Below are 23,126 nucleotides of genomic sequence, written 5' to 3' on the forward strand. Positions count from 1 at the left end.
ATAGACGTCTCTAGTGTAACCTAGAGAGACCGTCTGTAAACAATACGCACAGTCGCTATTCTATATTTTGCACTTGTTCCTTTAATTTTTCAATAGAACTTTTCATTTCGACGACAAGCTTTGTGATTTGATGATCATTTGCTTTTGAGCCGATTGTGTTGGCTTCGCGATTCAGCTCCTGGACGAGAAAATCGAGTTTGCGGCCCACAGCCCCGCCTTCTTCCAATATATCACGAAATTGAACAAAATGGCTCTTCAGCCTGGTAATCTCTTCTGTAATGTCAGATCGGTCGGCAAAAATCGCGCATTCCGTGATCAGCCTGCTTTCGTCAAGCGCGTCCTCCGTCCATTCCTTCATTCGGGCGTACAGCCGCTCGCGGTAATGATCCACAACGGCCGAAGCGCGGTCTTTCACTTGTCCGGACAGAGCCTCGAGACGTTCAATATGCAAAAGGCAGTCCTCTGCCAAAAGCCGGCCTTCCTTCGCCCTCATGTCACAAAGTTCCTTCACCGCCAGCTCAGCCGCTTCTCTGATCACCTCTTCAAGCTTATCATCGCGCATCTGTTCCTCACGGATCTGCGCGACATGCTCAAACTTGAAAAAATCCATTGCATCGGGCTCCGCAGCCAGGCTGTAGCGCTTTTTCATGTCGCGTGCTGCGCTCACATATTCATCAAGCAGCTCCCAATCAATCGCCAGGCTTCTTTTTATAAGCGCGTCACTGTTTACAGTCAGAAATAGCTCCACTCTTCCGCGCTGTATATGCTGTAAAATCATTTGTTTCAGCTTATCTTCTACATATAGCAAAGGCCTTGGCAGACGTGCATTGACTTCTTTGAACCGGTAGTTCACGGATTTCAATTCAACGGTTGCTGAGAGATTGTCTTTTGTGCTGCTTGCGCTGCCGAAGCCTGTCATACTCCGTATCATATGAAACACCCAATTTCTTTCCCGTTATCAAAATAAAAGGGCAATAGACATGCTATTACCCCTAAGATTATATCATATGGATTTATTTTTTTCTTGTCAAAAGTTGACCCGCCAGTAAAAAAGTCGGGATGGATGACATGCCGATAACGAGCATCCAATCACCAGGCGTAATCGGTACGGTTTTGAAAATCGGCTGCAGGGGCGGATAGTAGATCACAATGGTCATCAAGAAAACAGACGACAGGATGGCGCCGATTAAATAAAGATTCTCAAATGGATTACGGGAGAAAACAGACGTTTCGCTCCGGCAATCAAACACGTGAATGAGCTGAGCCAGTACAAGGGTTGCAAATGCGACTGTTTGGGCGTACGGCAGATTTTCAGGATTGCGGTGATAGACGACGATGAAAGCTAAAATGGTTGCGGCGCCGATTAAAAATCCTCTCGATAGCACTTTCCAGCCGAGTTTCCTGGCGAACACCCCTTCTTTCGGATGCCGCGGCTTCCGCCTCATTACGTCATTCTCGGCCTGATCCATGCCGAGCGCCATGGCAGGAAGGCCGTCTGTGACCAAGTTTACCCACAATATTTGAATCGGAACCAGCGGCAGAGGCAAGGCGAGAAGCATCGCAAACAGCATAACGAGAATTTCACCGACGTTTGATGCGAGCAAATAACGGACGAATTTTCTTATATTTTCATAGATATTTCTTCCTTCTTTAATGGCTGATTTAATGGTTGCAAAATTATCGTCTACGAGAATAAGAGAGGACGCTTCTTTCGCCACATCCGTACCGGTAACGCCCATAGCGACACCGATATCGGCCTGCTTAATGGCCGGCGCGTCATTGACTCCGTCTCCTGTCATTGCGACGACGTGTCCGTTCTCTTGAAACGCTTTGACGATTTTTAATTTATGCTCCGGCGATACGCGGGCAAATACATAGACATCATCCACAGCCTCAGCAAGCTCTTTTGACGTAAGCTCGTTAAGCATTTTCCCGTCCATCACACGGCCTTTTTTCGGAAGAAGGCGCAATTCTTTTGCGATAGCTTTTGCCGTTTCCACATGGTCACCCGTAATCATAACGGTTTTAATGCCTGCTTCCCGGCATTCTTTAATGGCTTGCCTGACCTCGGGACGAGGCGGATCAATCATACCGGAAAGCCCGAGCATCGTGAGGTTTTTTTCCGCCTGCTCCATCGTCGGCTTCTCCCCGGACTTAAGCGGTTTGTATGCAATGGCAATCGTTCTGAGCGCTTGAGACGCCAATTGTTTGAGCACCGCTTCTGTTTCGGCTTTCTTTTCTCCAGAATATGGGGCGGTTCTGCCGTCATACATCATATGTGATGAACGCTCAATTAACACGTCAGGAGCACCCTTTGTAATGACGAACTGCTTCTTATCCTTCCCCTCTACAATAACAGTCATCATTTTACGGACGGAGTCAAACGGAAACTCAGTAATCACGCGGTATTGCGACTGGAGCCAGTCATTTGTAAAACCGCCTTTCCTCGCCGCCGTCAATAGCGCCCCTTCCGTCGGATCACCGTCTAATACATAGTGCCCGTCTTTCAGTTCAATTTCGGACGTATTGCATAATGCGCCGAAGAGCAGCATTTGCTCAAGCGGCCTATCATCTTTCGGTTTGATTTCTTGATCATCTCGTGTGAAAACCCCGGCCGGCTCATAGCCGATGCCTGACACTTTAAATGTTTTTCCGCCCGACCACATGTGGGTGACCGTCATTTTGTTTTGCGTCAGTGTGCCGGTTTTATCAGAACAAATAATTGATGCGCAGCCCAGCGTTTCAACCGCCGGAAGCTTTCTTACGATTGATTTTTGTTTGATCATGCGCTGTACGCCGAGTGATAAAGCAACCGTAACGATGGCAGGGAGGCCCTCCGGAATCGCGGCTACCGCCAATGACACTCCCGCCAAAAACATGCTGTAGAGCTCATGTCCCTGTATAACGCCGACAGCTACGACCAATACCGTTAATAGCAGCGCGACAACAATTAAAATTTTGCCCAGTTCTTCCAGCCTTCTTTGCAGCGGCGTTGAGATATTGCCCGCTGAATCCAGCATATCGGCGATTTTTCCCATCGCCGTATTCATTCCTGTGCCGACAACGACACCGACGCCGCTGCCGCGCGTGACGATCGTACCCATAAACCCCATATTGGTGATATCGCCTAAGGAGACATCCGGCTCCCTCAGCTTATCAGCCTGTTTCACAACCGGAAGTGATTCTCCGGTGAGCGCCGATTCTTCGATTTCAAGGCTCTTCGCTTCAACGATTCGCACGTCTGCGCCAATCCGATCGCCGCTTGTAAATTTCACAATATCTCCGGGTACGAGTTCCTTGGACTGAATTTTCGTCCAGTTCCCATCACGAAGCGCTGACACATATGGCGTCGACAGCTCTTTTAATGCTTTCAAAGACTTTTCCGCACGCCGCTCTTGGAAAAAGCCGAGGACACCATTGACAAATACGATCGCCATAATGGCAATTGCATCTACATATTCGCCCAAAAATCCTGAAATTAAAGTTGCCGCCAGCAGCACAAGCACCATGAAGTCTTTAAACTGTGCGAAAAACAATACTATCGCTGAGGTCCGCTTCCCCTCTTGAAGTTCATTCGGTCCGTGCTTTTCAAGGCGTTTTTTCACTTCTTTTTCGGTCAATCCCTGTTTAATGGACGTATTTGTTGCTTGCAGCAAATCGGTTTGTCCCATTTCATGAAACTTCATTTCCCTCGTCCACTCCCCTGCTCACTTTAGAGATGTCACTCTACAAACAAGCTTATTCTGACTCGTCCCTTTTCATGCTATAATTATCGAATGCAGGAAGAAGGAAAGGGTGTTTCATATGTCTTTTGATGGCATGTTTACATACGGAATGACACACGAACTGAACAGCAAGATTGCCGGAGGCCGGATCACAAGAGTCCATCAGCCTTTTAAGCATGACGTGATCTTCTATATTCGCGCAAACGGAAAAAACCATAAATTATTATTATCAGCACATCCCAGCTACTCACGGGTGCATTTGACCGATCAGGCCTATGAAAACCCGAGCGAGCCGCCAATGTTTTGTATGCTGCTCCGAAAGCATATAGAAGGCGGATTTATTGAGAAAATCGAACAGGCCGGATTAGACCGGATTATGATGTTTCATATTAAAAGCAGAAATGAGATCGGCGATGAAACCGCGAGAACGCTTTACGTCGAAATTATGGGGCGGCACAGCAACTTGATTTTGACTGACGAAGAAGGATCAATCATAGACGGCTTAAAGCATTTATCACCGTCAATGAACAGCTACCGGACCGTGCTGCCCGGCTATGATTACAAACTTCCTCCCGCTCAGGAAAAAATATCGCCGCTGACTGCGGATGAAGAGGACATTTTACGTTATCTCAGTTTTCAGGAAGGACGGCTTGACCAGCAGATCGTCAAGCATTTCTCCGGTGTTTCTCCGCTTTTTGCAAAAGAAGCGGTCTACAGAGCGGGACTGGCGAACAAAATCACGCTTCCGAAGACATTGTTAGAGATGTTTCAAGCGGTGAAGGAAGGCAAGTTAACGCCTAATATTACATCAGCAGGCGGGAAGGAATATTTCTATTTACTTGCGCTCACGCACGTAAACGGAGAGGAGCGCGGCTTTCAGTCATTGAGCGGACTGCTGGACCGGTTTTATTTCGGAAAAGCGGAACGCGACCGCGTCAAACAGCAGGCTCAGGATCTCGAACGATTTGTCGTGAACGAACGGAAAAAGAACGCCAATAAAATCAAAAAGCTTGAGAAAACGCTCGACTATTCCGAGAACGCGAAGGAATTCCAGTTATACGGCGAGCTGCTGACGGCGAATTTGTATATGCTGAAAAAAGGAGATAAGGAAGCGAAGGCCATCAATTATTACGATGAGGAAAGCCCGGTGATCACCATTCCTTTAAATCCGAACAAAACACCTTCAGAAAACGCGCAGATATATTTTACTAAGTATCAAAAAGCGAAAAATTCCGTTGCGGTCGTCAAAGAGCAAATCCGTTTGGCCGAGGAAGAAATCGCCTATTTCGATCAGCTGATCCAGCAGCTCTCTTCCGCTTCAACAAAGGATATTCATGAAATAAGAGAGGAGCTTGTCGAAGGCAAATACTTACGCCCGAAGCAGCAAAAAGGACAGAAAAGGAACAAACAGCTCGCGCCTGTTTTGGAGCAATATGAATCTTCCAGCGGTCTGAGCATTCTGGTCGGCAAAAATAATAAACAAAATGAGTATTTAACGACAAAGGCTGCTGCAAGGGATGATATGTGGTTTCATACGAAAGACATTCCGGGCTCACACGTCGTAATTAAAAGCAGCGAACCTGATGAACAATCCATTCTGGAAGCAGCAGCAATTGCCGCTTATTTTTCAAAAGCGAAGGATTCCGGATCAGTGCCTGTTGACTATACAAAAATCAGACACGTTAAGAAACCTAATGGCGCAAAACCAGGCTTTGTGACCTATGACAGCCAGCATACCGTATTTGTCACACCTGATGCCGACCTCGTCATACGGCTGAAAAAATAAAAAGAACATAAAACCACCTCCAGTTGGTTTGGAGGTGGTTTTTTCAAGAAGCTGAACCCAGAAATAAACAAGAGAGGCTGCATCAGCCTCTCTCTCCCTTACTTTTGAACATAGATGGATACCGAGCCGCCGTTCACATGAAACTCTCCCCAGCCATCAGGTTGAATCATTACGGAATCTGACCGGTTCCCCGTGATGTCATACCATGTTTCACCGGCATTTTGCCGGCCGGCATACATCCGCTTTGATCCGCCGGGGCCGTCTGTGATTAAAGCAGCCAAACCTGATTGAGCGACTGATTGATCGCCTTCTCTCGTCCATCCGATAATGTCCTGATGATCAAAATAATCGTGCTGGGTCCCGTATGCATATTGTTTACGCGCTTTCAAAATCGGCTCTATTTTATGTTTTAGCGAAGGAATTTCCTTTGACGAAGAGCCTTTTGTTCCATACAAATCTCCATAGAAAACCTGCGGGTAACCGGACTCCCTTGTTAAAATGAAAGCATAAGCGAGCGGCTTAAACCATGTTTGCACAGTCGACTCTAATGATTGGCCCGGCTGTGTATCGTGGTTGTCAACAAATGTAACCGCCTTCATCGGATGCTTAGAAACGACTGTCCCGTCCAGCAAACGTCTCATATCATAGCTGCCCCCTTGTGAGGATGCTGCCTGTAAATGATAGTGAAGCGGAACATCGAAAACGGATTGATTAAAGCCTGTTTTATTCAAATAGTTTTCGAGCTCGCCCAGGTTATTCTGCCAATACTCCGCAACTGTAAACATTCCCTTTCCGGTTGACTGCCTGACTGCCTTTACCCAATCACTCAAAAATGAAAATTTAATGTGTTTTACGGCATCCAGGCGAAACCCGTCTAATTGAAGTTCGTTTGCATACCATGTTCCCCATCTTTTCGTTTCTGCCGCAACATCGGGATGGTCGTAATCAACATCTGCATACATCAAATAATCGTAGTTGCCGTTTTCACTTGATACTTCCCAATCCCACGCCTTCCCATCCCCTCGAAACTTATAGATGCGGTTCAGCTTTCTGGATTCGTCCCAGTCTACTCCGTCGAAATGATACCAATGCCATTTAAAATCACTGTACGTGCTGCCGCGTCCCGGGAAATGAAAACCTGTCCATGCTTTTATTTGGTACTCTCCGGATGTTTCCTGATTTCTGTCGCTTGGGTTTACTTCAACGGCTGTTACATTTTCTGTTGCATCTGCACCTGCCTTATGATTCAGAACGACATCACCATATACCTGGATGTTTTCGGAATGCAGAGAGCCGATCGCTGCCTGAAGCTCAGACTTTGTGCCGTATTTCGTACGTATCGTCCCTTTTTGCTGAAATTCCCCTAAATCGTACAAATCATACGGACCGTACCCATTATCGGCTTGGCTCGTTCCTTTATATGCAGGCGGAATCCATACGGCAGTTATTCCAATATCAGATAAATGTCCCGCACCCTCTTGTAAACGTTTCCAATGTTGTCCGTCATTAGGCAGATACCATTCAAAATACTGCATCAGCGTGCCATTTATGTTTGCGGCCGATGTTTTAGAGACTGGCAGGTTGACAAATAGCATCGTTAACAAAAGCACGAGACCGCACGATACTGCCCGTTTTTGTTTCTGAAACATGTTCCTCTCCCCTTTCAGTTTAAACCCATTATCATTTTACAACAATAGAAATTTCTTACAAATATCTATTTTCCTATATTTTCACATGCCCAAAAAGCAATTGTGAAATTTAGATATGGAGCTCCGCTGTTGGGGAGTACCCCCGACAAAATAAAAAACACCTTAGCTGAATTTAGGTATGCAGTACAAAATTCAGGCTAAAGGTGTTTTTCTGCGGGAATAAGAGTCAGTTACCACAGTTTTCGGCAGTATTTATGTTCCTCTTCTTTTCTCAAACAAGCGGCTCACTTCTTCAACCAATTCGCCGCCGATCAGCGGGTCTATTTTTTCTGCAATCTGTTTGGTGTGTTTTGGGCTTGCGCCGCTTGTTGAAATTGACACTTGAATATGCCCTTTGCGGATGATCTTCGGCATATAGACGCTGCCGTTTTCAGCCTCGCTTACACAGTTGACCAGCTGGGAATCAGAAGCGTTTGCGGCAATCTGCAAATTCACTGTCCGGTCATTTGTTGCTGCGATGATGAAAAAGGCAGGCGTAAGATCCTCCATTTCAATTTTGCGGGCAATCCAGCGGATGCGGCCCTCCTCCGCCAATTGTTTAATTTCAGGGAGGGCTTCAGGACTGATCACAGTAATCTCCGCTCGTTCCGGAAGCACTGTTTTCAACCGCCTAAAAGCAACATTGCCTCCGCCTGCAATGACCACTTTCTTTCCGCTGAGGTTAATGTGAAGGGGCAGCATATAATTCCCCCTTGAAATCAAACTGACCGTCAGGATTTTCAGCGGCTTCTGCCACACGGTTCAAAAACGCCTGCTTGATATGCTGGTGAAAGCCCAGATATGAAGCAAGATAAACGTTTTGATTCACGGTTTGAAGCTTTTGAACCTCCCGCTCGATCTCTGTCATTAAAAGCCCGGTAAACAGCAGATAAGGCACGATAAAAACAGGAGCGCCATCATCCTCCGCAAGCCTGGCAAACACTTCTTTGTAGTGCGGTTTACAGGCAGTTAAAAAACAAGGAATTACTTCTTTAACGGGCGCGACCCGGCTGAGCCTTCCGGCAACCTCGCTGATATCCTTTTTGACAGCGGGATCTGTACTTCCTCTTCCGATCAGCACAACTTTCGCCTGTTCAATCGCTCCGCCTGTTTCTAAGAGACGATGGTAAACCGCTTTTACGACCTCATCATCCACCCCGATCGGAACGCCGTACGTCACCTGTACATCAGGATGGCGGGCTGCTGCGTGAGCGATCTCAATCGGAATGTCCTGTTTTGCGTGAGCGGCAGTCAACAGCAAGAGAGGCACCACCGCAATGTGAGTGGCGCCTTGATTGACACATGCTTCAAATCCCGTTTCAATAGACGGTTTCTGCAGCTCTAAAAAACAGATTTCTTGAATAGGGGCTTTTGTGTGCATCTTGCATCCTTCTAAAAACGCTGCCGATTCTGTCTGAGCTTTTTTCAGCCGGCTCCCGTGTCCGACGTATAATATCGCCTGCTTCATTTACAACGCCTCGCTCAAATCATGTTTTTTCAGTTCAGATTCAAACCAGTCCAGCTTACAGTGATAATTGACGACATCACCGATGACAATTAAGCTCGGATTTTTGATCTCTTCTTTTATCACCGTTTCCGAAAGTGTGGCCACTGTGCAGAAAACTGACTTTTGCTTGTCAGTCGTGCCCCAGTGAATAAAGGCAGCAGGCGTTTCGCCGTCTCTGCCGTTTTCCAGCAGCATTTTTTCAATATGCCGGATATTTTTGATACCCATGTAGATGACAAGCGTATCAATGCCGGTCGCCAGCGCCTTCCATTTTTCTTCAAAATCGTCTTCTTGTTTATAATGCCCGGTAACGAACGCGACATTTGAGCCCGCATCCCTGTGCGTGACGGGAATGCCGGCGTAAGCGGCCGCCGCGATGCCCGATGTAATACCCGGTACGATCTCAAACGGAATGGCGTTTTGCGCGAGAGTTTCTGCTTCTTCTCCGCCGCGGCCGAACACGAACGGGTCGCCTCCTTTGAGCCTTACGACGGTTTTTCCCTTTTTCGCGTATTTCACAAGAAAACGGTTAATGGTTTCCTGTTTCATAATATGGAAATCAGGGAGCTTACCGCAGTAAATCAAGTCCGCTTCTTCTTTGGCGTATTGTAAAATCTCTTTGTTTACTAATCTGTCATATAAAATAACGTCAGCTTGCTGAATGGCCTTCATTGCCTTTACCGTTAATAAGTCCGGATCTCCCGGACCGGCCCCAACGATAAATACTTTCCCCATGGTATTCTCCCCGATCCGTTTTGAAGTCTTCCAGAACAGCCGCGAGGCCGCACACCAGCTATTTTATCATATCCCGTTCTTCTGACGGGCATCCGGCTGAATGCGCGGCCTTTTTGGACTTATTATGCTAAATTGTTTTTCACAAATTCAATGAGCTGGCTTGTGCATTCTTCTCGTTCATATTTGCCGGAATCAAGTACGAGCTCAGGCGCTTTCGGCTCCTCGTACGGAGAATCAATTCCTGTAAAGAAAGGAATTTCGCCGTTTCTTGCTTTTTTATATAAACCTTTCGGGTCCCGCTGTTCACAAATGTCGAGGCCGCATTTGATGTAGACTTCATTAAATTCACCTTCACTCACCAGCTGGCGAACCTGCTCTCTGTCTTCACGGAACGGAGAAATAAAGGCGGTAATGACGATGGTGCCCTGCTGAACGAAAAGCTTCGCCACTTCACCGATTCTGCGAATATTTTCCTTGCGGTCATCATCAGAAAACCCTAAATCCTTATTTAATCCGTGGCGGATGTTATCTCCGTCCAATACGATCACTTGATAGCCCTGTTCAAACAGCTCGCGCGCTGCGGCATTTGCAATGGTGGATTTTCCGGAGCCGCTTAAGCCTGTGAGCCAGAGAATGGAGCTTTTATGATTGTTTTTCCCCTGATATTCTTCTTTCGTTATTGAGGCATCATGCCACACAATATCACGATTCGTCACTCTTTTTTTCCTCCTTAAGAAACGCCTGCTTCTTCTTTCGTTTTCAGCCCTTTAATTAATACCTCGACAACTTCAGGACGGCTGAATTCCGCCGGCGGCATCACGCCGCTTCGCAGCATTTCTCTGACTTTCGTTCCTGAAAGAATGACGTGGTGCTCTCTTTCGTGCGGACATGTTTTGGCAGTCGCCATGTTGCCGCATTTTTGGCAGAAGAAGCTGTGCTCGAATTTCATCGGCGTAATGCCGAGTTCATCTGCTGTAAACTGGTCGAACAGCTCTTGCGCTTCGTACGTGCCGTAGTAATCACCCACTCCGGCATGGTCGCGGCCGACGATAAAATGTGTGCAGCCGTAGTTTTTCCGGACAAGCGCGTGGAAAATGGCTTCTCTCGGGCCAGCATACCGCATGGCCGCTAAAAATACGCCAAGAAAAACGCGGTCTTTCGGATAATAATGATCGAGCAGCACCTGATAGCTTTCCATTCTGACGTCTGCCAGAATATCGTCTGATTTTGTTTCACCGACAAGCGGGTTCAAAAACAAACCGTCAACCGTTTCAAGCGCTGTTTTTTGAATATATTCGTGCGCGCGGTGAACGGGATTTCTCGTTTGGAAGCCGACAATGGTTTTCCAGCCTTTTTCTTCAAATCTGCGTCTTGTTTCAGCAGGTTCAAAGGTAAACTCCGGAAACTGTTTTGACGCTTTTTTGATTAATGTAATCGGTCCCCCGACGTACGTATCACCGCGGCTGAACAATTTTTTCACGCCAGGATGCGCGGCATCGTCGGTTTTATACACATGAATGGCTTCTTTTTGTTTGTCTGGCGTGTACATATCTTCGATCTCTACCACGCCGTATGTTTCTCCGCCGTACGTTAATTTAACGGTGTCGCCGATTGCAAGCTCAGCTGCTTTTTCTGAATCAACCGGAAGCGTGATCGGAAGAGACCAGACGGTTCCGGATGCCAAACGCATGTTTTCAACGACTGACACGTAATCTTTTTCTGTGAAAAATCCTTCAATCGGGCTGTACCCCCCAATTCCGATCAACTCTAAATCAGCAAACGAAATCAGGTCCAATTCGATTTCCTTTTGAATAGATGTAACGTCGTATTGCTCGTTTATCCGATTAATTAATGTTCCTCCGTGCGGTGCTAAACTCATAACAATTTGTTCCTCCCAGTTAACAGATAAATAAACTCAGATTAATAGTTAAATGCCCCCGCCTTGTTCATGGACAGAGCGCTTCTCTTTGCGGATGGCTTTCATCAGGCTGACTGCTCCGCCGGCGGCTAAAAGCACGCTTGCCATCATAAAGATGGAATAGTAATCTCCTTTTAATAATAAGGAGACAAGCAGGTAAGAAATAGACAGTGATAAAAACGGCGAAACGATCCATACTTTCAGCATCGTTTTCACGACTTGTTTATGAAAAACGTTAGGCCCGTTTTTAGCCATTCCGATACCGATAATTGACGATGAAGTCACTTGTGCCAAAGGAACCGGCAATCCGAATACGGAGCTGATAATGACAAGACCTGCTCCGGTTCCGGAAAGCAGAATGCCTTCTCCGGCTGAAAATCTCGTAATTTTTTTGCCGTTTGTTTCAAGCACCTTTCGTCCTAAAAGCAAAGCCCCGAGGGCAACAAAGACGCCTCCGTACAACGTGCCGTTAGACACGTTGAGCACTCCGGCCGCAACTAATGGGCCTACGGCGTTTGCCACGTTGTTCATTCCGGCTGAAAAAGCTTCCGAAAATCCCGCGATAAGGAGCACAATTCCCAATATTCGCTGTTTTCGGGTTGAAATGACGCGAATATTCAGAGAACTAAACAACTTCGAAACGAGATACGTGAAGCAGAAGGCGACAAACGGAACCAGCACCCAAAATATAACGATCACAAAAAGATGCTGTATAAATAAAACTTTGTAGGCTACGCCTACTCCGACAATCGCACCGACGGTCACTTCGCTTGTCGATAACGGAATGCCGAGCACATTTGCCGTAAATAGTGACAGCGTCGCCGCTCCGATAATGATGCAGACAATGGAGAGCGTAATCGTCTGTTCCGGAATGATTCCGGAGCTTATCGTCTTGACGACTTCTCCCCCGCCGATGATCGCACCGGACAGAACGCCGGCTGCGCATATCAACAGCGCGTAGGTTTTCTTTTTTACGGCGCCAGACCCGTAAGCGACTCCCATCGAAGCCGCCGCGCCGCTTGCTCCGATATTCATGGCAAAAAACAGGCTGAATAAAATTGCGGCTATTTCCATCGCGCAGCTCCCTTATTCATGCAAGCCGCATTCCGTTTTAGCCATGCCGTTCCATCTGCCGCTGCGCAAATCTTCCGCAGTAAATGCCGGAGAGGTGCACGGTTCACAGCCAATGCTCGGATAGCCTTGGTCATGAAGGGGGTTATAATCAAGTTCATGCTTGGATGTATATCTCCAGATGTCTTTCCATGTCCAATGAATCAGCGGGCATACTTTGATTGATTGAAACTTATCGTCTTTATTCAGGAAATTCGTATTTGCCCGGCTCGGACCTTGATCGCGGCGCAGGCCGGAAAGCCATGCAGGATGTCCCGACAGCGCTTCTCTTAACGGCAGAATCTTTCTGATAAAGCAGCACTGGTTAGGGTCACTTTCCCACAGTTTATCCCCGTGAGCCTCAGCCTGTTCTTCAAGAGAAAGGTTTGGTTTTTTCAAAATGATGTTAAGGCCGGGATACCGCTCTTTGACTTTTTCAATGGTCTCGTACGTTTCCTTAAAATGAAGACCCGTGTCAAGAAAAACGATTTCCGCGTCTTTCTTCACTTTATAAATTAAATCGATCAGAACGATCCCCTCAATTCCGAAGCTGCACGCATAAACGAGCTGATCTCCGTAGTGTCCGTACGCCCATTTCAGGACTGACAGCGCACCCTTATAAGAATCGTCTTCCGGAAACGTAATCGCCGGCTCTTCCCATGTGTCATACGTTAACATTTTTTCTTTCCTCCTCTCGGAGACAATCAAACAGCTGTTGCTTTCTGCCGGTTGTCTTTTCCTTAATCTGTTATTCTCATCATATAAAAAACTTTCAATCCAGCGGAATGAAAGACAGTGACCCAGTATAGCCCTTATCTTCAAAATGCTATGCATTTTTCTGGATGCGGCACCTTGCATGATATGCAGGTTGCCGGGCATCATCGGTCCAGTCCCTCAGCCGCTCTTGATAAGTTTTTTTAGATTTGTACTAAATTTTAGCACAATTCTAACAGAAGTCAACCCGAGTTTTTTGATAGGAATAATAAAAACAGGCCCTGCGGCCTGTTTTCTCTCATTTATTTTTTAAACCAATCTTTTGACTCGGGATTCTTTTTCCACGCTTTCAGCTTTTCGAGGTCAGCTGAGTGAATCGTTCCGTTTTCCAGCGCCGCTTCCGTCAGCGTGTCATAGTCCGTTAATGAATAATACGGCAGGCCTGCTTTCTCAAATGCTTCTCTTGCTTTCGGAAGGCCGTATGTGAAAATCGAGATGACGCCGAGAACGTCCGCGCCCTCTCTTTGAAGAGCCGCCGCTGCCTCAAGCACGCTGCCTCCCGTGGAAATTAAGTCTTCGATCACGACGGTTTTTTGCCCTTTTTTGAGGGCGCCTTCGATTTGATTTCCCTTGCCGTGCGCTTTCGGCTTGCTTCTGACGTAGCACATCGGCGCATCCAAACGGTCTGCCAGAAGCGCGGCATGCGGAATGCCGGCCGTTGCTGTTCCCGCGACCATCTCAGCTTCCGGGAAATGCTCTTTTAACAGCTTGCTGAGGCCGTCTGCCACATCATTTCTCACTTCCGGAAACGACAGTGTCAGACGGTTGTCGCAATAGATCGGGGATAATATGCCGCTCGCCCAAGTAAACGGCTCATTCGGGCGCAGAAATACAGCTTCAATGTTTAATAGATGTTTTGCGATGGCTTGTTTCATTGGCTAACGCCCTCCCATTCCAGTTTGATTGATTCATACGCTTTGACGGGGTTTTTCGCTTTTGTAATAGACCGGCCCACGACAATGGCTGATGATCCGTTTTCTCGTGCGAAAGCGGGTGTCGCCACACGAACCTGGTCGTCTGCTGTATCTTGTGACATGCGAATGCCGGGCGTGACGGTCAGAAATGAGGGGCGGACCGTTTCATAAATGGCTTTTGCCTCATGAACCGAGCATACCACTCCGTCAAGCCCGCTCTCATCCGCCATCTTGCTGTAATGCACAACCGTTTCTAAAAGCGGTTTTTGAAGCAGAAGCTCTTCCTTCGCCATTTGCTCTGAGGTGCTTGTCAGCTGTGTGACCGCAATCAAAGACGGCCGTTTTTTTCCTGCCGGGGCTCCTTCTTCCAGTCCCTCGAGAGCGGCCCGCATCATTTGCGCGCCCCCTGCGGCATGCACGTTTACAAGATCAACGCCGAGGCTCGCAAGCCGTTTCATCGCCTTGTTTACGGTTGTCGGAATGTCGTGGAGCTTTAAATCTAAAAACAATTCACAATTCCGTTCCTTTAATTGCTGTATAATGGCGGGTCCTTCTTGATAAAAAAGCTCCATTCCCACTTTGACAAACAGCCTCTCTTTTTGAAATAGATCTAAAAAAGCGAGCGTCTCATCAGCCGATGCGAAATCAAGCGCGATGATGGGCAGGTTGTTTTTCATGTTTCCAGCTCCTTCCGATGCATTCACTTACCGATTGAAAGCCGTATTGGCCCAGCACACGAGGGAGCTGTTCAATGATCTCAGGGCAGGCAAAAGGGTTGACGAAGTTAGCCGTGCCGACGGCAACCGCACTCGCCCCCGCCAGAAGAAATTCCAATGCATCTTCAGCCGTCTGGACGCCGCCCATCCCTATGATCGGAATGTTTACAGCCTGACTGACTTCATAAATCATCCGAATGGCGACAGGTTTTATTGCCGGACCTGACAGCCCGCCCGTTTTATTTGCTAAAATCGGCTTGCCGGTTTTCAAATTAAGCCTCATTCCGACAAGTGTATTGATCATCGTCAATCCGTCAGCTCCGGCCGCTTCAATCGCCTTTGCAATTTCTGTAATGTTTGCGACGTTCGGCGACAGCTTGACATACACAGGCACTTCAGACACATCTTTTACCGCTTTTGTCACTTCTGCGGCCATCAGAGGATCTGTGCCGAAAGCGATTCCGCCTGTTTTGACGTTCGGGCATGAGATGTTGAGCTCAAGCGCGTACACATTCGGCGCTTTGCTGATATGCTCTGCCACTTCCCTATAGTCTTCAACCTGAGAGCCGGCCACATTTGCGATGATCGGTGTATCAAATTGTTCCAGCCAAGGCAGTTCATGTTCAAGCACATGCTGAAGGCCGGGGTTTTGCAGTCCGATGGCGTTCAGCATTCCTGCGCCGGTCTCCGCCACTCTCGGCGTCGGATTTCCGAAGCGCGCCTCTTTCGTGGTCGCTTTAATCATGATCGCACCGAGGCATGACAAATCGTAAAACCGTGCATATTCTTTCCCGAAGCCGAAACAGCCGGAAGCGGGAATGATCGGATTCTTTAAATGAAGACCCGGCAAATTCACTTCTAACATTACAGCGCCACCTCCTCAGCTTTAAATACAGGCCCGTCGAGACAAACTTTGACATATGATGTATCGCTTTCGTCAGTGCGGCACACACAGGCAAAACACGCTCCGATGCCGCAGCCCATCCGCTCCTCCATCGAAAGATAAACCTCTTTATGGCCGTACTGCTGCTTTAATGCCCTCAGCATCGGGGTCGGCCCGCAGCTGAGGAGGACGTCAAATTCGAGCTGCTTCTGTTTAATGACATCCGTCACAAACCCTTTTTCACCGTGTGTCCCGTCAGCCGTCGCTACATAGGTGTCTCCGTATCTGAGGCATTCTTGTTCGTAAAAGACATCCTTAGCCGACTGGAATCCTAACACATGGATGACGTTTACGCCTTTTTCCGTAAGACGCTTTGACAGTTCCTGCAAAGGCGGAACCCCGACCCCGCCCCCGACTAACAAGGCGGTTTTGCCGGATTCAATCTGCCGAACGGGGAATCCATTCCCGAGAGGGCCGAGAACATCAATCTTGCTTCCTTTTTGCTTCTGAGACAAAAGGCGCGTTCCCTCACCGTCTGTTCTATAAATAATTGTCACTTCATTCGCTGAAAAATTGACGTCTGCGATGCTGATCGGTCTTCTTAAAAGCGGCGTGACCGCGTCACTTACCTTCAGATGGAGAAATTGTCCCGGCTCCGTAAAGTGCCGGACAAGTTCTCCTTTCAGCACCATTTGATAGATTCGGTCGGCAATCTCGCGGTTGGATTGAACAGTCAAATGCGCTTTTTTCATATCGTGACAGCTGCCTCCTGATTCGTTTCCGATGCCGGCATATGGTCCGATCGGAATGTCATACTTTCCAATACCCGCAAAATCGCTTCGGCCGTGTCTAGAGACGTCAGGCAGGCCACGCCGTTTTCCACAGATTCACGGCGGATTCTGAAGCCGTCCCTCGCCGGCTGTTTGCCCTTTGTCAGCGTATTGATGACAAATTGCGCTTCTCCGTTTCTGATGACGTCAAGCAGGTTTTGGCCTTTTTCACCGATTTTCCCGACAATCTGGGCCGGAATTGCAGCGTCTTTCAGATATGCCGCCGTTCCTTCCGTCGCCAAAATCTTATAGCCGATCGCATGGAAGCGTTTGGCGATCAACAGTCCTTCTTCTTTGTCTTTATCGGCAACGGTCAGAAGCACTGATCCGTAATTCGGGATTTGGATGCCTGAGGCAATCAGCCCTTTATAAAGCGCCTTTTCGACTGTTGAATCCTTGCCCATCACTTCTCCCGTCGACTTCATTTCAGGCCCTAATGTAATATCGACTCTTCTCAGCTTCGCGAATGAGAAGACAGGCACTTTGACGAATACTCCCTGCTGTTCAGGCTGCAGTCCCTCTTGATAGCCAAAGTCAGCAAGCTTTTGGCCGAGGATGACCTTTGTCGCAAGGTTCGCCATCGGAATCTTTGTGATTTTGCTTAAAAACGGTACGGTTCTGCTTGATCTCGGATTCACCTCAAGCACGTATACTTCACCTTGCGACAGTACGAATTGGATGTTCAGCAAGCCGACGATGTTGAGGCCTTTCGCTAAAGCCGCCGTGTACTCTTCAATTTTCCGCTTGATTTCTTCGCTTAAAGACTGCGGCGGATAGACGGCAATCGAATCCCCTGAATGGACGCCGGCCCGCTCGATATGTTCCATAATTCCCGGGATGACGACTGTTTCGCCGTCTGATACGGCATCCACTTCGATTTCTTTCCCCGTTAAATAGCGGTCGATTAAGACCGGATGCTGCGGGTTGATTTTCACCGCATTTTTCATATAGTGAAGAAGCTCGTCTTCGTGGTAGACGATCTCCATCGCCCGGCCGCCGAGTACATATGAAGGACGGACAAGAACCGGATAGCCGATGGCAGAGGCAATTTTGACCGCTTCGTTAACTGACGTAGCGGTTTTTCCGAGCGGCTGCGGCACGTTCAGCGCCTCAAGCGCCTGCTCGAACTTATCGCGGTCTTCCGCACGGTCTAAATCCTCAAGTGATGTGCCGAGGATTTTGACGCCGCGGGCGCTCAGCTCCTCTGCAAGGTTGATGGCCGTCTGGCCGCCGAATTGGACGACAACGCCTTCCGGCTGTTCCAAATCGATGATGTGCATAACATCTTCAACCGTCAGCGGTTCAAAATACAGCTTATCTGAAATGCTGAAATCAGTTGACACCGTCTCCGGGTTGTTATTGATGATAATCGCTTCATAGCCGGCTTGCTTAATCGCCCACACAGAATGAACAGTCGCATAATCGAATTCAACGCCTTGTCCGATGCGAATCGGCCCTGATCCGAGGACGACGACGCTTTTTCTTGAAGTGACGACTGACTCATTTTCTTCCTCATACGTGCTGTAGAAGTACGGGGTTTCAGATTCAAATTCCGCCGCACACGTATCTACCATTTTAAATACCGGCAGGATAGACGACTGTTTTCTCAGGTTGTACAGCTCTGATTCCGGCATGTTCCATTCCCTGCTGATGTATCTGTCAGAGAAACCGAGTTCTTTTGCCGTCTGTAAGACTGTTAGGCTGCCTTTATTTGCTTTCAGCTCGTTTTCAAACGCAACCAGCTTATGCAGCTTGTGCAAAAAGAATACGTCGATGGCAGAAAACTCATGAAGCTGTTCAACTGTGTAGCCCCTTCTGAAAGCCTCAGCGAGATAAAACAGCCGCTCATCTCCCGCCTTTCGGATCCGTTTTTCCAAAAGCCCGTCAGAAATCTCCTCCGCATCTTTCAATTCCAGATGATAGACGTCAGCTTCCAGTGAACGGACAGCTTTTAAAAGCGATTCTTCAAGTGTGCGGCCGATGGCCATTACCTCTCCCGTCGCTTTCATTTGCGTGCCGAGTCTGCGGTTTGCCGATTCGAATTTATCAAACGGCCAGCGCGGGATTTTGGAGACGACATAGTCAAGCGCAGGTTCAAATGCCGCGTATGTTTTACCCGTTACAGGGTTCATCATTTCATCGAGAGAAAGGCCGACTGCGATTTTAGCCGCCAATTTTGCGATCGGATAACCCGTTGCTTTTGAGGCGAGGGCAGAAGACCGGCTGACCCGCGGGTTTACTTCTATAATGTAATATTGGAAGCTGTCAGGATCTAATGCCAGCTGAACGTTACAGCCGCCTTCGATGCCGAGCGCGCGGATAAGCTTTAATGAGACGTTTCGCAGCAGCTGGTACTCCCGATCGCTCAAAGTCTGGCTCGGAGCAACGACGATGCTGTCTCCCGTATGGATGCCCACCGGATCGATATTTTCCATGTTGCAGACGACAATCGCGTGATCCCTGCCGTCTCTCATCACTTCATATTCGATTTCTTTGAAGCCGGCGATGCTTTTTTCAAGCAGGCACTGGTGAACCGGGCTCAGCTTTAATCCGTTTTCTACAATTTCCTTCAGTTCCGTTTCGTTCGAGCAGATACCGCCGCCTGTTCCGCCCAATGTATAAGCAGGACGCACGATGACCGGGAACCCGATGCGGCTGACAAAATCCTCAGCTTCTTGTAAAGAGTGAATAATATCACTTTCCGGCACTGGTTCATTCAGCTCATTCATCAGCGAGCGGAACAAGTCACGGTCTTCTGCCTGCTGGATGGCTGACAGCTTCGTACCGAGCACTTCCACACCGCATTCTTCAAGAACGCCGAGGTCAGAAAGCTCTACGGCAAGGTTCAGGCCTGTCTGGCCGCCCAATGTCGGCAGGATGGCGTCCGGACGTTCTTTTCTGATAATACGGGTGAGAAATTCGGTCGTCAGCGGTTCGATGTATACCCGATCGGCCATTTCCGTATCCGTCATGATAGTGGCTGGGTTTGAATTGACGAGAATGACTTCATAGCCTTCTTCTTTTAATGCAAGACACGCCTGCGTGCCCGCATAATCAAATTCTGCCGCCTGGCCGATAATAATCGGACCGGACCCGATCACTAATATCTTCTTAATATCTACGCGTTTTGGCATACCGCTTCCCCTTCTTTCTCTGTTGTTTCGATCATGTCGATGAATCTGTCAAACAAGTGATTGGCATCTTCCGGGCCTGGTGAAGCTTCGGGATGGTATTGAACCGTAAATGCCGGCAATGTTTTATGCTTCAGCCCTTCGATTGTGTCATCATTTATCGCGACATGTGTCACTTCAAGCTCTGTCTCATCAATGGAAGAGACCGTGTAGCCGTGGTTTTGGGCGGTCAAAGCGACTTTTCCTGTCGCAAGCTCTTTTACCGGATGATTGGAGCCCCTGTGTCCGAATTTCATTTTTTCTGTATCAGCTCCGGATGCCAGCGCAAATAATTGGTGGCCGAGACAGATTCCGAATAAAGGCACTTTTCCGAGTATTCCTTTTATCATTTCAATCGCTTCCGGGACATCTTTCGGATCTCCGGGTCCGTTAGAAAGCATGACGCCGTCCGGCTTTAATTGAAGCACTTCCTCTGCCGTTACATTGTAAGGCACAACGATGACGTCGCATTTACGTTTGTTTAATTCTCTTAAAATGCCGTGCTTCATGCCGAAATCGACTAACACGATGCGTTTGCCCCGGCCCGGGCTAGGATAAGCCGTTTTCGCTGACACTTGCGCGACTTGGTTTCTCGGAAGTTCGGTTTCTTTCAGCCGTGTAAGTACCGTTTCCACATCCTCATCACATGAAGCAAACGTCCCTTTTAATGCACCGGCCGTGCGGATCATTCTTGTGAGCTTTCTCGTATCAATCCCTTGCAACCCCGGGATATTTTTCATTTTTAAATATTCATCGAGTGTATAAGCCGACCTCCAGTTGGATGGCAGTTCGCATAACTCTTTTACAATGAGTCCTTTTATAAACGGTGTAATGGATTCAAAGTCATCCCGGTTAATGCCGTAGTTGCCGATAAGGGGATACGTCAGCGTAACGATCTGCCCGCAGTAAGAAGGGTCTGATAAAATTTCCTGATAACCGGTCATTCCGGTGTTGAATACGACTTCACCCGCGGTATGGTCCAGGCTTCCGAATGCTTTCCCCTCAAACACCGCTCCATTTTCCAGTACTAGTCTTCTTTTCATTTGACGAGTCTCCCTTCTTCATATGCAAGCTTCCCGGCTGCGATTGTCGCGACAGGCCAGCCGAAACATTTGATCTTGTTGAATGGTGTGTTTTTCCCTTTTGATAAAAATGTATCTTTGTCTATAGCGGCTTCTTTTTCCAGATCAATGAGGGTGATATCCGCTGCCGCACCCGGTTTCAGCGTCCCGTACGGAAGGTTAAACGCTTCGCAAGGTTTTTTCGTCATATAGTCTGTGAGCTGCTTCAGCGACCATGATCCGTTTTTTACAAAGTGTGTGTATAAAAGAGGGAAGGCCGTTTCTAAGCCGACGATGCCGAACGGCGCAAGCTTCATTTCCGTATTTTTCTCTTCTTCCGTATGCGGCGCATGGTCAGTCGCGATGAAATCAATTGTGCCGTCTGACAGCCCTTCAATCAGTGCTTCTCTGTCTTCTTTGCTGCGAAGCGGCGGATTCATTTTATAGTTGGTATCAAGCCCCGGAATATCCTCGTCACAAAGCAGCAGATGATGCGGTGACACTTCGGCTGTCACGCGGATCCCGGCCTCCTTAGCGTCTCTTACGGCTCTGACGGATTCTTTCGTGCTGATATGGCACACATGGTAGTGGCAGCCCGCTGCTTCTGCAAGCAGCACATCACGGGCAATGTGGACGGATTCACATATAGATGGAATTCCGTGCAGACCGTTTGCTTTTGAGAAAACACCTTCGTGCACGCTTCCTCCGTAAATGAGGGAGTTGTCTTCACAATGGGCGACAATCGCTTTATCCGCAGCTGCAGCCCGCTTCATTGCTTCATACATCATTCCGGCAGTCTGGACACCGACGCCGTCATCCGTGAAGGCAAACGCGCCTGCTTCTTTCAGCGCCTCAAAATTTGTCATTTCTTCGCCGATTTGTCTGATCGTGATGGATGCGTACGGAAGCACCCTGACAGATGCGGTTTCTTGAATGCGGCTTTGGAGCCGCTCCATTTGCTCCTTCGTATCCGGCACAGGTCTTGTATTCGGCATGGCGGCGACTGTGGTAAAGCCGCCACGTGCCGCAGCCTTCGAGCCTGTTTCAATGGTTTCTTTTTTCTCGCCGCCCGGCTCTCTGAAGTGCACGTGGAGGTCGACAAGCCCCGGAGATACGAACAGTCCTTCGGCGTCGATCACCGTTTCCCCGTCGTTTGCTGTAAGACTGCCGATGTCAGTAATGACCTCCCCAGCCACACGGATATCCTGTTCGATTCTTTTACCATTTTCGTTTAACATCCAGCCGTTTTTAATGAGATAAGACATACGACGCTTCTCCCCTTTTCACATTTGTTTGCAGTGCTCTCTTTAGTACCGCCATTCTGATAAACACACCGTTTTCCATTTGTTTAAAAATTCTTGATTTTCGGCATTCCACTAATGTTGTGTCAATTTCGATTCCTCTGTTTACCGGCGCGGGATGCATGATGATGGCATGCGGCTTCATGTTTTCAGCCCGCTTTGCCGTCAGCCCGAATTTTTCCAAGTAGCCTTGTTGGCCGGATTCCGTTTGGTGCCTTTCATTTTGAATGCGGAGCAGCATGACGACATCTGACGCGGCAATTGCTTCATCTGTTTGGACACAGGTGCCGAACGTGTTTTCTGCATCCTGCCATTCCGGCGGCCCTGAAAACAGAACGTGCGCGCCCAGTCTTGTCAGCACCTCGGCGTTAGACCTTGCCACCCTGCTGTGTCTAATATCGCCGTGAATCGAAACCGTCAGGCCCTTAAAGCTCTGGAATTCCTCTTGTATCGTCATTAAATCTAGCAAGGATTGGGTCGGATGCTGGCCGCAGCCGTCTCCCGCATTTAAGATCGGAATATTGACTTTGTCTGCCAAATCCTTGTAGTATTCATCTTCCCTGTGCCTGATAACGCAGGCGTCGACACCGATAGATTCAAGCGTTCTGATAGTATCGTACAAAGTCTCGCCTTTTTGAACGCTTGTGCTCGTTCCGTCTAAATTCAGAACGTTCATGCCGAGTTTTTTTTCCGCAACCTCAAAGCTGAACCGTGTTCTGGTGCTTGGTTCGAAAAACAAATTCGCAATAAATTTCCCTGCGAGGTCCGTGCGTTCCGTTCCCTCTTTAATTGCTTTTGCTGCACGCAGGAGTTCTTCGATCTCAGCAATGCTAAGTTCACTCATCGTCGTTAAATGATTCATGTTTTTTCCCCTTCCGTTTCAACTTGAAGGCCGTAAAAAAACACCCCGGTCACTAGACTCGGGGTGCGGTTAAAGAGAGAAGCAGCGCGCAGCTTCTTCCCGTCATAACCCTTCCAAGCCTCTCTGGACTTTCTTTAAAAGGTTTA

Annotated in this window: 19 protein-coding genes and 1 riboswitch; of the genes, 1 reads left to right on the forward strand and 18 read right to left on the reverse strand. The window is 48.2% G+C overall.

Annotated features, from left to right (window positions below; all coding sequences use genetic code 11):
• Positions 1–55: 55 nt before the first annotated feature.
• Complete coding sequence (locus J7E26_RS05505; protein WP_214799409.1) at positions 56–931, reverse strand: YicC/YloC family endoribonuclease; 876 nt, start codon at positions 929–931, stop codon at positions 56–58.
• 82 nt (positions 932–1,013) lie between these two features.
• Positions 1,014–3,686 carry a calcium-translocating P-type ATPase, SERCA-type gene (locus J7E26_RS05510; protein ID WP_214799412.1) on the reverse strand — a complete coding sequence of 891 codons (2,673 nt, stop codon included), beginning with the start codon at positions 3,684–3,686 and terminating at the stop codon, positions 1,014–1,016.
• 118 nt (positions 3,687–3,804) lie between these two features.
• On the opposite strand from J7E26_RS05510, the gene J7E26_RS05515 reads away from it, so the two are divergent.
• Positions 3,805–5,511, forward strand: coding sequence for an Rqc2 family fibronectin-binding protein (locus J7E26_RS05515; protein WP_214799414.1), 1,707 nt, complete (start codon positions 3,805–3,807; stop codon positions 5,509–5,511).
• Between the two features lie 98 nt (positions 5,512–5,609).
• Here the strand turns inward: J7E26_RS05515 and amyS are convergent, their stop codons facing one another.
• From amyS to J7E26_RS05595, 16 genes are all read right to left on the reverse strand, one after another.
• On the reverse strand, positions 5,610–7,160 hold the full coding sequence (amyS, locus tag J7E26_RS05520) for an alpha-amylase (protein WP_214799416.1): 1,551 nt from the start codon (positions 7,158–7,160) through the stop codon (positions 5,610–5,612).
• A 252-nt stretch (positions 7,161–7,412) separates the two neighbouring features.
• Positions 7,413–7,901, reverse strand: coding sequence for a precorrin-2 dehydrogenase/sirohydrochlorin ferrochelatase family protein (locus J7E26_RS05525; RefSeq protein ID WP_214799418.1), 489 nt, complete (start codon positions 7,899–7,901; stop codon positions 7,413–7,415).
• Positions 7,882–8,667, reverse strand: coding sequence for a sirohydrochlorin chelatase (locus J7E26_RS05530; RefSeq protein ID WP_214799420.1), 786 nt, complete (start codon positions 8,665–8,667; stop codon positions 7,882–7,884). Before J7E26_RS05530 ends, J7E26_RS05525 begins: the two co-directional genes overlap by 20 nt.
• Positions 8,668–9,441, reverse strand: coding sequence for a uroporphyrinogen-III C-methyltransferase (gene cobA, locus J7E26_RS05535; RefSeq protein WP_214799422.1), 774 nt, complete (start codon positions 9,439–9,441; stop codon positions 8,668–8,670).
• Positions 9,442–9,563: 122 nt separating this feature from the next.
• Positions 9,564–10,157, reverse strand: coding sequence for an adenylyl-sulfate kinase (cysC, locus tag J7E26_RS05540; RefSeq protein ID WP_214799424.1), 594 nt, complete (start codon positions 10,155–10,157; stop codon positions 9,564–9,566).
• A gap of 14 nt (positions 10,158–10,171) precedes the next feature.
• The gene (gene sat / locus J7E26_RS05545; protein WP_214799426.1) at positions 10,172–11,320 is read right to left on the reverse strand and encodes a sulfate adenylyltransferase; all 1,149 of its coding nucleotides are present in this window, start codon (positions 11,318–11,320) and stop codon (positions 10,172–10,174) included.
• A 48-nt stretch (positions 11,321–11,368) separates the two neighbouring features.
• On the reverse strand, positions 11,369–12,433 hold the full coding sequence (locus J7E26_RS05550) for a sulfate permease (protein WP_214799428.1): 1,065 nt from the start codon (positions 12,431–12,433) through the stop codon (positions 11,369–11,371).
• A gap of 12 nt (positions 12,434–12,445) precedes the next feature.
• A complete protein-coding gene (locus J7E26_RS05555) occupies positions 12,446–13,147 on the reverse strand; it encodes a phosphoadenylyl-sulfate reductase (protein WP_214799429.1) in 702 nt (233 codons plus the stop codon).
• A gap of 131 nt (positions 13,148–13,278) precedes the next feature.
• A riboswitch (SAM riboswitch) is annotated at positions 13,279–13,383 on the reverse strand.
• 102 nt (positions 13,384–13,485) lie between these two features.
• Positions 13,486–14,118, reverse strand: coding sequence for an orotate phosphoribosyltransferase (pyrE, locus tag J7E26_RS05560; RefSeq protein ID WP_214799431.1), 633 nt, complete (start codon positions 14,116–14,118; stop codon positions 13,486–13,488).
• A complete protein-coding gene (gene pyrF / locus J7E26_RS05565; protein ID WP_214799433.1) occupies positions 14,115–14,834 on the reverse strand; it encodes an orotidine-5'-phosphate decarboxylase in 720 nt (239 codons plus the stop codon). Before pyrF ends, pyrE begins: the two co-directional genes overlap by 4 nt.
• Positions 14,803–15,738, reverse strand: a complete 936-nt coding sequence (locus J7E26_RS05570) for a dihydroorotate dehydrogenase (RefSeq protein WP_214799435.1) — start codon at positions 15,736–15,738, stop codon at positions 14,803–14,805. Before J7E26_RS05570 ends, pyrF begins: the two co-directional genes overlap by 32 nt.
• Positions 15,738–16,508: a dihydroorotate dehydrogenase electron transfer subunit gene (locus tag J7E26_RS05575; protein ID WP_214799437.1), complete on the reverse strand. Its 771-nt coding sequence runs from the start codon at positions 16,506–16,508 to the stop codon at positions 15,738–15,740. The genes J7E26_RS05570 and J7E26_RS05575 overlap by 1 nt, the downstream gene beginning before the upstream one ends.
• A complete protein-coding gene (gene carB / locus J7E26_RS05580) occupies positions 16,505–19,720 on the reverse strand; it encodes a carbamoyl-phosphate synthase (glutamine-hydrolyzing) large subunit (protein ID WP_214799439.1) in 3,216 nt (1,071 codons plus the stop codon). The genes J7E26_RS05575 and carB overlap by 4 nt, the downstream gene beginning before the upstream one ends.
• Complete coding sequence (locus J7E26_RS05585) at positions 19,705–20,799, reverse strand: carbamoyl phosphate synthase small subunit (protein ID WP_214799441.1); 1,095 nt, start codon at positions 20,797–20,799, stop codon at positions 19,705–19,707. Before J7E26_RS05585 ends, carB begins: the two co-directional genes overlap by 16 nt.
• Entirely contained in the window at positions 20,796–22,082 is a 1,287-nt protein-coding gene (locus tag J7E26_RS05590) for a dihydroorotase (protein WP_214799443.1), read from the reverse strand. The genes J7E26_RS05585 and J7E26_RS05590 overlap by 4 nt, the downstream gene beginning before the upstream one ends.
• Complete coding sequence (locus J7E26_RS05595; protein WP_214799445.1) at positions 22,066–22,980, reverse strand: aspartate carbamoyltransferase catalytic subunit; 915 nt, start codon at positions 22,978–22,980, stop codon at positions 22,066–22,068. The genes J7E26_RS05590 and J7E26_RS05595 overlap by 17 nt, the downstream gene beginning before the upstream one ends.
• Positions 22,981–23,126 lie beyond the last annotated feature (146 nt).

Origin of the sequence: Bacillus sp. ISL-51 (assembly GCF_018613535.1) — a bacterium.
GTDB lineage: Bacteria > Bacillota > Bacilli > Bacillales > Bacillaceae > Bacillus.